The 8,033-nt window shown below is 65.9% G+C and carries 8 protein-coding genes; 4 read left to right on the top strand and 4 right to left on the bottom strand.

Annotated elements, in window-relative coordinates; all coding sequences use genetic code 11:
- Positions 1–392 (top strand): transglycosylase domain-containing protein (locus JNN06_RS14160; protein ID WP_291240243.1); only part of this gene is annotated, 392 nt, incomplete at its 5' end.
- 136 nt (positions 393–528) lie between these two features.
- Here JNN06_RS14160 and JNN06_RS14165 read toward each other — a convergent pair.
- Together JNN06_RS14165 and JNN06_RS14170 are read right to left on the bottom strand one after the other, a co-directional pair.
- Entirely contained in the window at positions 529–915 is a 387-nt protein-coding gene (locus JNN06_RS14165) for a methylated-DNA--[protein]-cysteine S-methyltransferase (RefSeq protein ID WP_291240250.1), read from the bottom strand.
- Positions 916–965: 50 nt separating this feature from the next.
- Positions 966–1,568: a hypothetical protein gene (locus JNN06_RS14170; protein WP_291240244.1), complete on the bottom strand. Its 603-nt coding sequence runs from the start codon at positions 1,566–1,568 to the stop codon at positions 966–968.
- 92 nt (positions 1,569–1,660) lie between these two features.
- Here JNN06_RS14170 and JNN06_RS14175 point away from each other — a divergent pair, with 92 nt between their 5' ends.
- Positions 1,661–2,548, top strand: a complete 888-nt coding sequence (locus JNN06_RS14175) for a DMT family transporter (protein WP_291240245.1) — start codon at positions 1,661–1,663, stop codon at positions 2,546–2,548.
- Positions 2,545–3,417: a lauroyl acyltransferase gene (locus JNN06_RS14180; RefSeq protein ID WP_291240246.1), complete on the top strand. Its 873-nt coding sequence runs from the start codon at positions 2,545–2,547 to the stop codon at positions 3,415–3,417. The genes JNN06_RS14175 and JNN06_RS14180 overlap by 4 nt, the downstream gene beginning before the upstream one ends.
- A gap of 316 nt (positions 3,418–3,733) precedes the next feature.
- Here the strand turns inward: JNN06_RS14180 and JNN06_RS14185 are convergent, their stop codons facing one another.
- Positions 3,734–4,501 (bottom strand): thioredoxin family protein, encoded by a 768-nt coding sequence (locus JNN06_RS14185; RefSeq protein WP_291240247.1) that lies wholly within the window; start codon positions 4,499–4,501, stop codon positions 3,734–3,736.
- A 319-nt stretch (positions 4,502–4,820) separates the two neighbouring features.
- Between JNN06_RS14185 and acnA the strand changes: the two genes are divergently transcribed.
- Positions 4,821–7,508 carry an aconitate hydratase AcnA gene (gene acnA, locus JNN06_RS14190; protein ID WP_291240248.1) on the top strand — a complete coding sequence of 896 codons (2,688 nt, stop codon included), beginning with the start codon at positions 4,821–4,823 and terminating at the stop codon, positions 7,506–7,508.
- 287 nt (positions 7,509–7,795) lie between these two features.
- Here the strand turns inward: acnA and JNN06_RS14195 are convergent.
- On the bottom strand, positions 7,796–8,033 hold a 238-nt coding region (locus JNN06_RS14195; RefSeq protein ID WP_291240249.1), incomplete at its 5' end, for a lipocalin family protein.

An 8,033-nucleotide genomic window follows, 5' to 3' on the forward strand; every position in this document is an offset into this window, starting at 1 on the left:
TATGGGTGATCGCGGGCACCTTGACCAAGACCGAGATCCTGAACCTTTTCGTCCATCAGCCGCATTATTGGGGCCGGGATTGCTACGGGATCGAGGCGGCGGCGCAGGTCTATTTTGGCAAGACCCCGGCCAGGCTGGACCTGCACGAGGCAGCGTTTCTGGCCTCGGTTATCTACCAACCAAGCCGCATTGATGATCGGGCGTGGGGTTTGCGACGGCGCAATATGCTGCTGAGCATGATGGCAGAGAAAGGGGTGATCTTGCCGCAGGAGGCACGGCAGGCCATGGCGCGCCCGCTTGGCCTGAGCGACCGCGCGACCCGATGCCCGCCGATACAGGATGCGACCCCTGAACCGAGCGGCCCGACCTCCGGGCCGACCCTCCGGCCCTGACACCGGAAAGCGGCCAAAGCGCGCCGTCGCTGCCACGCTTCTGGCCGGAGTGTCTGGCCGGAGGGCCGCCTTGCAACCGGGCGCGGCCCGCGACCGCAGGGCCAGCGGCGGGTCGGGGCCTACGGGTGGCGGCGGATCAGATCAACAGCCCCGCCGCGCCCTCGTGCCGCAGAAGCCAGACTTTCGCCTCCACCCCGCCGGGGGCGGAGAAGCCGCCAAGGCCGCTGCGGCCCAGCACGCGGTGGCAGGGGATCAAAAGCGGCAAGGGATTGGCACCGCAGGCCTGCCCCACCGCCTGCGCGGGGGCGCCGACCTCGCGGGCGATCTCGCCATAGGTTCGGGTTTCGCCCAAGGGGATGGCGGCCATGGCGCGGCGCACCGCGCCGTGCAGCCCCTGCCCCCAATCCAGCGGCAGATCGAAAGCGCTGCGCTGGCCTGCGAAATATTCGGCCAATTGGCGCAGGCCCTCGGCCTCCAGCGGGCTGGCCTCGGCACCGGGCTGCCAATCCAAACCCACCAGCAGATCGCCTTGCGCCCGCAGCGACACCGGGCCCAGGGGCGTGTCGATCCGGTTCACTCGAACCGCACCAGGGTTTCGGGGTTGACCGCCTCGTCATAGCTGGCATCGACATCATATTGCACCAGCCGGGCGCCCTCATCCACCAGCCTCCACCGCGCGCTGGAGGAGGCATCGCCCAAGCCCCGCCATTTGCTGTCTTCGCTGAACTCGCCCGTCGCCGGGTCAAACCCGCCATTGGTGAGGAAGGGCGAGGCCGACCAGCCCGCGATCTTCACCTCGGTGACCTTGCTTTCGGGGTCGTCCGGCACCTCGTAGACCAGCGTAAGATCGGGGCGCGCGAAGGCCAGCGGCGTGATGCCATAGAACTCGGTCCGTATCAGCACCACCGATTGCAGGTTATAGGCGCCCATATTGCAGGTGAACTGCCACAGCGTCACCGGCTGCGGCTCGCCAAAGCTGGCGGCGGCCTTGGCCTCGTGGCGTTCGGGGGGGGCGATCAGGCTGCCATCCTCGGCAAAGGCGGCGGTGCAGGCTTCGGCGAAAGCGGCCTTGAAGGCGGCGGTGGCCTGATCATCCAGGCTATCGGCGGCCAGCGGGCTGGCCGCGAAAGGGCTGACGGCAAGGCAAAGCGGCAGGGCAAGGGCAATACGAGTCATCATATCTCTCCGGAAATCCGGCGCAGATTGGCACGGAGTGGGGCGGGCGCCAAGTCTTGCAGCCCCCGGGGGGAGGGCATAGGGTCGCCGCCATGACACAGATCGAGCAGAATACAGGGCAAAATACTGGGCGCGGCATCCTGATGGTGCTGGCCGCGATTGCCACCTTCACCAGCATGGATGCGCTGGCGAAATACCTGATCACCAGCGGATACCCGGCGATGCAGGTGATCTGGGCGCGCTATACCGGGCAGACGGTGATCGTGCTGCTGGTTTTCCTGCCGCGTCTGGGCACGGTGCTGCGCACCCGCGCGCCGGGGATGCAGGCGCTGCGATCCTTGTTCCAGTTCGGCGCGACGGCGTTCTTTTTCCTCAGCCTTGGCCATATCGGGCTGGCCGAGGCCACGGCGCTGACCGACATCAACCCGGTGCTGATCACGCTGGGGGCGGCGGTGTTTCTGGGCGAGAAGCTGGGGCCGCGGCGGCTGGCGGGCGTGGCGGTGGCTCTGATCGGGGCGCTGATCGTGATCCGGCCGGGCCTCGGGGTGTTTCAGCCGGCGGCGCTGCTGCCTCTGGGCTGCGCGGTCTGCTATGCGGGCTTTGCGCTGGCCACCCGCAAGGTGGGCGGGACCGAGGCCCCCTCCACCTCGCTGCTTTACTCGGCGCTGTTTGGCACAGTGGTGACCTCGGCGCTGATGCCGGGGGTGATGCAGCCCGTTGCGCCCGCGCATCTGTGGGGCTTTCTGCTGATCGGGGCGCAGGGCGCGTTGGCGCAGGTGTTCCTGATCCGGGCCTTCACGCTGGCCGAAGCCTCGGTCATCGCACCCTTCGGCTATGTCGGCATCCTGTTTGCGACGATCTGGGGCATCGTGATCTTTGACGAATGGCCCGATGGCTGGACGCTGGTCGGCGCCCTTGTGATCGTGGGGGCGGGCCTCTATGTCTGGCACCGGGAAACAAGAGCCGCGCGCATTCCATGACAGAGACGCCCCCGTTCCGGCTGGATCACTGGCTGCAAAACCTCGCGCTGCGCGCGGTGATCGGGGTGCTGCTGCTGCTGCCCTACGCGTGGCGCGTGCCGCTGTGCGGGGCGGTGTTTGCGCGGGTCATCGCGCCGCTGGCGGGCTATACGCGGCGCATCCGCGACAATCTGGCGAAGATCTTCCCCGAGATGCCGGAGGCCGAGGTGGCCCGGATGTGCCGCGCCGTGCCCGACAATGTGGGGCGCACGGTGATCGAGCTGTATTCGGGGCCGGAATTCGCGGCGCGGGTGGCGCGGGCGCCGATCCGGGGGCCGGGTCTGGCGGCGCTGGAAGAGGCGCGCGCCAAGGGCCAGCCGGTGCTGCTGGTGACCGGGCATTTCGGCAATTACGATGCGAGCCGGGCGGCGCTGATCGCGCGCGGCTTCAACGTGGGCGGGCTCTATCGCCCGATGACCAACCGCTATTTCAACGATCACTATGTGGCGGCGATCTCGGCCATCGGCACGCCGCTGTTTGCGCGCGGCCGCGAGGGGATGGCGGGGATGATCCGCTTTCTGCGGGCGGGCGGCATGCTGGGCATCGTGCAGGACCAGCACATGAACAAGGGGGTCGTGCTGCGCTTCTTCGGGCATGAGGCGAAAACGGCGCTGTCGGCGGCAGAGCTGGCGCTGAAATACGGCGCGTTGCTGGTGCCGACCTATGCGATCCGCGCGGAAAACGGGCTGGATTTCGACATCCTCGTCGATGCACCCGTGCCCCATAGCGATGCGGTGACGATGACTCAGGCGCTGAATGACCATCTGGAGGCGCATGTGCGCCAACACCTCGACCAGTGGTTCTGGATTCACAAGCGCTGGAAGGTCTGACAAAGCGTCTGGCGTGGCAGGGGGCTGTCTGCCCCCCACGGGGCCTTCGGCCCCTCCCCCCGAGGATATTTTCAGACAGAAAAAGCCAGAGAACACCCCGCGCACCAAAGGGGCGCAGGGTGCCTTTTCCTGTCACGGTCATCGGCGTCCCCGCCTGTACCGTGGCCCCAATCTGGCAGGCCAAGGTTAACGATTCCCTAACGCCCCTGCTTTTTCTGTCTGAAAATATCCTCAGGGGGTGAATGGGCCGCAAGGCCCAGAGGGGGCGCGAGCGCCCCCTTTCAACTCTTCGCAGAAGAGTTGCCCCTGGCCGGGATCAGTTCAGGCGGGCGGCGGCGAGGATGGCGCCGGGGCCGCCTGTGGGGCCGGGGGATTGCAGCAGGACCGCGAGGGGGTCGGTGCCGGGGCTGGGCACCAGCAGGTCGAGCGGCGGGGTGCCGGGCCAGTCGCTCAGCGCCTGCCAGTCGGTCACGATATTGCGATAGGTCACGGTCTTGCCCGCGTTTTCGCCATGGGCGATCTCGACCACCGCCTTGGGCTGGAAGCGCACCAGTTGCAGTTTCAACGGCGCATTGGCGGCTTCGGGCCATTCGGCCACGCGGATGCGCAGGGCCTCGCCCTCGCGGGTGATCGCCAGATCGGGGCCCGGGCGGTCGGGCTGCGCGGCGCGGATCGCCTCGGCCACGGCGGTGGCATCATTGCCTTCTACCCGCGCCACCCCCGCCACGATCATCTGTGGCGTGTAGATCATCCGCTCGCCCGCCGCGCGGGCATAGGCTTTTTGCCGGTCGGTAAAGCCGGGATGGGCAAAGGTATCGGCCCAGCCGATGTAATCCCAGTAATCCACATGGAGGGCCAACGGCAGCAGGCCCGGCTGGTCGGCCAGTTCCTCCAGCAGCGCATCGGCGGCCGGGCAGGAGGAACAGCCTTGCGAAGTATAGAGTTCCAGCACCACAGGAGAGGCGCCCTCAGCCCGCGCAGGCCCGACCTCGGCCCCGACCTCGGCAACGGCCCTGGCCCCGACCGTCGCCCCGGCTGCGGTCATCAGGATCAGCGCGGCTGTGGCCAGCGGTGTCTTGCTCATGCGGTCATCCTCTCTTTACCTTTCCCTTCTACCGTCGCAACCATCGCAGAACCAATCAAGGTTTTGCGATAGACGCGGGGCGCGCCGTGATCAAGCGCCCCTGCCCCGTTGCGCGGCATTCCGCCCTTCGGCGCGGCTTTGCCGCAACGTGGTGGGCGTGGTGCGGAAAGGGGCTGGATTTTCGGCATACAATTGCATACAAAGCCTGTGCAGATTCCCTTGCGCGAGGCGCCGCGATGCGGCAAACCGCTGAGGGGGCTCCCTGCCGACCCCAAGATTTCCGAGCCCGAATTTCCGAGCCACAGCCAGGAGGCGACAGATGACCGTCACCGTCGGACACGACAGCAGCAAGACGCGCAAGACCCTGACCGCAGGCGGCGCCAGCGTCGCCTATTACTCGATCCCCGCCGCCGAGGCCGCCGGTCTGGGCAGCTTTGCCAATCTGCCCGCCGCGCTGAAGGTGGTGCTGGAGAACATGCTGCGCTTCGAGGATGGCAAGACCGTCACCGTCGAGGACATCAAGGCCTTCTCCGACTGGGGCAAGCTGGGCGGCAAGAATCCGATCGAGATCGCTTATCGCCCGGCCCGCGTGCTGATGCAGGATTTCACCGGCGTTCCGGCGGTGGTCGATCTGGCCGCGATGCGCGACGGCATCAAGGGTCTGGGCGGTGACGCGCAGAAGATCAACCCGCTGAACCCGGTTGACCTCGTGATCGACCACTCGGTCATGATCGACGAATTCGGCCATCCCCGCGCCTTCCAGATGAACGTGGACCGCGAATATGAGCGGAACATGGAGCGCTATGTCTTCCTGAAATGGGGTCAGAACGCCTTCAACAACTTCCGCGTGGTGCCGCCCGGCACCGGCATCTGCCATCAGGTGAACCTGGAATATCTGGCGCAGACCGTCTGGACCGACAAGGACCAGAACGGCGAGGAAGTGGCTTACCCGGACACGCTGGTGGGCACCGACAGCCACACCACCATGGTGAACGGCATGGCCGTTCTGGGCTGGGGCGTCGGCGGGATCGAGGCCGAGGCCGCGATGCTGGGCCAGCCGGTCTCGATGCTGATCCCCGAAGTGGTCGGCTTCAAGCTGACCGGCAAGATGGTCGAGGGCACCACCGCCACCGACCTCGTGCTGAAAGTGGTTCAAATGCTGCGCAAACATGGCGTGGTGAACAAGTTCGTCGAATTCTACGGCGAAGGTCTGGATCACCTGCCGCTGGCCGACCGCGCGACCATCGCCAACATGGCCCCGGAATACGGCGCCACCTGCGGCTTCTTCCCGATCGACAACGAGACCATCCGCTATCTGCGTAATACCGGCCGCGAAGAGGCCCGCATCGCGCTGGTCGAGGCCTATGCCAAGGCCAATGGCATGTGGCGCGATGCCGATTACAGCCCGATCTATACCTCGACGCTGGAACTCGACATGGGCACCATCGTGCCCGCGATCTCGGGCCCGAAGCGCCCGCAGGATTACCTGCCGCTGTCTGATGCCAAATCGGGCTTCGCCAAGGAGATGGAGGCCAGCTTCAAGCGTCCGATGGGCGTGGAAGTGGCGGTTGAAGGGCAGGATTACAAACTGTCCTCGGGCAAGGTTGTGATCGCGGCCATCACCTCCTGCACCAATACCTCGAACCCCTATGTGCTGGTCGGCGCCGGTCTGGTGGCGCGCAAGGCCCGCGCGCTTGGCCTGACCCGCAAGCCCTGGGTGAAAACCTCGCTCGCGCCTGGGTCGCAGGTGGTCAGCGAATATCTGGAGGCTGCCGGTCTTCAGGAAGATCTGGATTTCGTGGGCTTCAACCTGGCCGGTTATGGTTGCACCACCTGCATCGGCAACTCGGGCCCGTTGCAGCCGGAAATCTCCAAGGCCATCAACGAGGGCGATCTGGTCGCCACCGCCGTGCTGTCGGGGAACCGCAACTTTGAGGGGCGGATTTCGCCGGATGTGCGCGCCAACTATCTGGCCTCGCCGCCCCTGTGCGTGGCCTATGCCATCGCGGGCGACATGAATATCGACATCACCAAGGAAGCCATTGGCGTGTCAAAAGACGGCCAGCCGGTTTACCTTAAAGACATCTGGCCGACCAATCAGGAAATCGCCGACATCGTGCATCAGGTGGTGACGCGCGAGGCTTTCCAGAAGAAATACGCCGATGTGTTCAAGGGCGATGAGAAGTGGCAGGCGGTGAAGGTCACCGAGAGCGAGACCTATGACTGGCCCGCTTCCTCGACCTATATCCAGAACCCGCCCTATTTCCAGGGCATGGCCAAGACCAAGGGCGCGATCAAGAACCTGGAAGGTGCCCGCGTTCTGGCCCTGTTGGGCGACATGATCACCACCGACCACATCAGCCCTGCCGGGTCGTTCAAGGCCACCACGCCCGCCGGCAAATATCTGGCCGAGCGTCAGGTGCCGGTGAGCGAGTTCAACTCTTATGGCGCCCGTCGCGGCAACCATGAGGTGATGATGCGCGGCACTTTCGCCAATATCCGCATCAAGAACGAGATGCTGGACGGTGTGGAAGGTGGTTACACCAAGGGGCCGGACGGGGTGCAGACCTCGATCTATGACGCCTCGATGGCCTATCAGGCCGAGGGCACCCCGCTGGTGATCTTTGGTGGCATCGAATATGGGGCAGGCTCCTCGCGCGACTGGGCGGCCAAGGGCACCGCGCTTCTGGGCGTGAAGGCCGTGATCGCCGAGTCGTTCGAGCGTATCCACCGCTCCAACCTCGTCGGCATGGGGGTCATTCCCTTCGAGTTCACCGGTGGCGATACCCGCAAGTCGCTGGGTCTGACCGGCGATGAGGTGGTGTCGATCCACGGTCTGGAAGGCGATCTGAAACCGCTGTCGAACGTGCCCTGCACCATCCGCTATGCCGATGGCAGCGAGAAGACCATTCAGATCAAGTGCCGCATCGATACGGCGATCGAGATCGAATATGTCGAAAACGGCGGTGTGCTGCATTATGTGCTGCGCAATCTGGCGCAGGCCTGATTGGCAGCCTGATCGGATAAGGCGATCAGAAAGGCCCCGAGGGAAACCTCGGGGCCTTTGGTGTTTTGGAATGGCCGAGGCCATTGCCGAGGTCATGTTGAAACCTATCCGCGTTCGGGCCGGGGGCCCGAAGCCCCCGGCCAGCGCCCGCCCTGCCGGGGGCGGGTGCTTCACACCCGCCGGGCGGGCACTAGCCTCTCGGTCATGGGCTGAAACGGTCTGGTCGTGGTCCGGTCGCTGCGGGCGGGGAAACGCGATGCGTTTCCTGATCCGCCCGAATGCAGGGCTCAGAACACCTGCAAATGGTCCAGATCGTAGCCGTTCCAGTCCAGAATCTCGCGCGCGGCGGTCAGCCGGTCGGCGGGCAGGTCGCCGCCCCGGTTCAGGATGAAGCCCATCTCGCCCGAGGGGGTGCCGATGACCAGCGTGCGCAGGTTCACATCGGCCCAGATGATCCACCAGGGCTGGCCGATGCTGCCGGTGCCCGCCGCCGCCGGGATCATCCGTCCCGGCACCGGCAGCGCC

Source organism: Gemmobacter sp. (genome assembly GCF_016792925.1).
In the GTDB taxonomy this organism is placed as follows: domain Bacteria; phylum Pseudomonadota; class Alphaproteobacteria; order Rhodobacterales; family Rhodobacteraceae; genus Gemmobacter.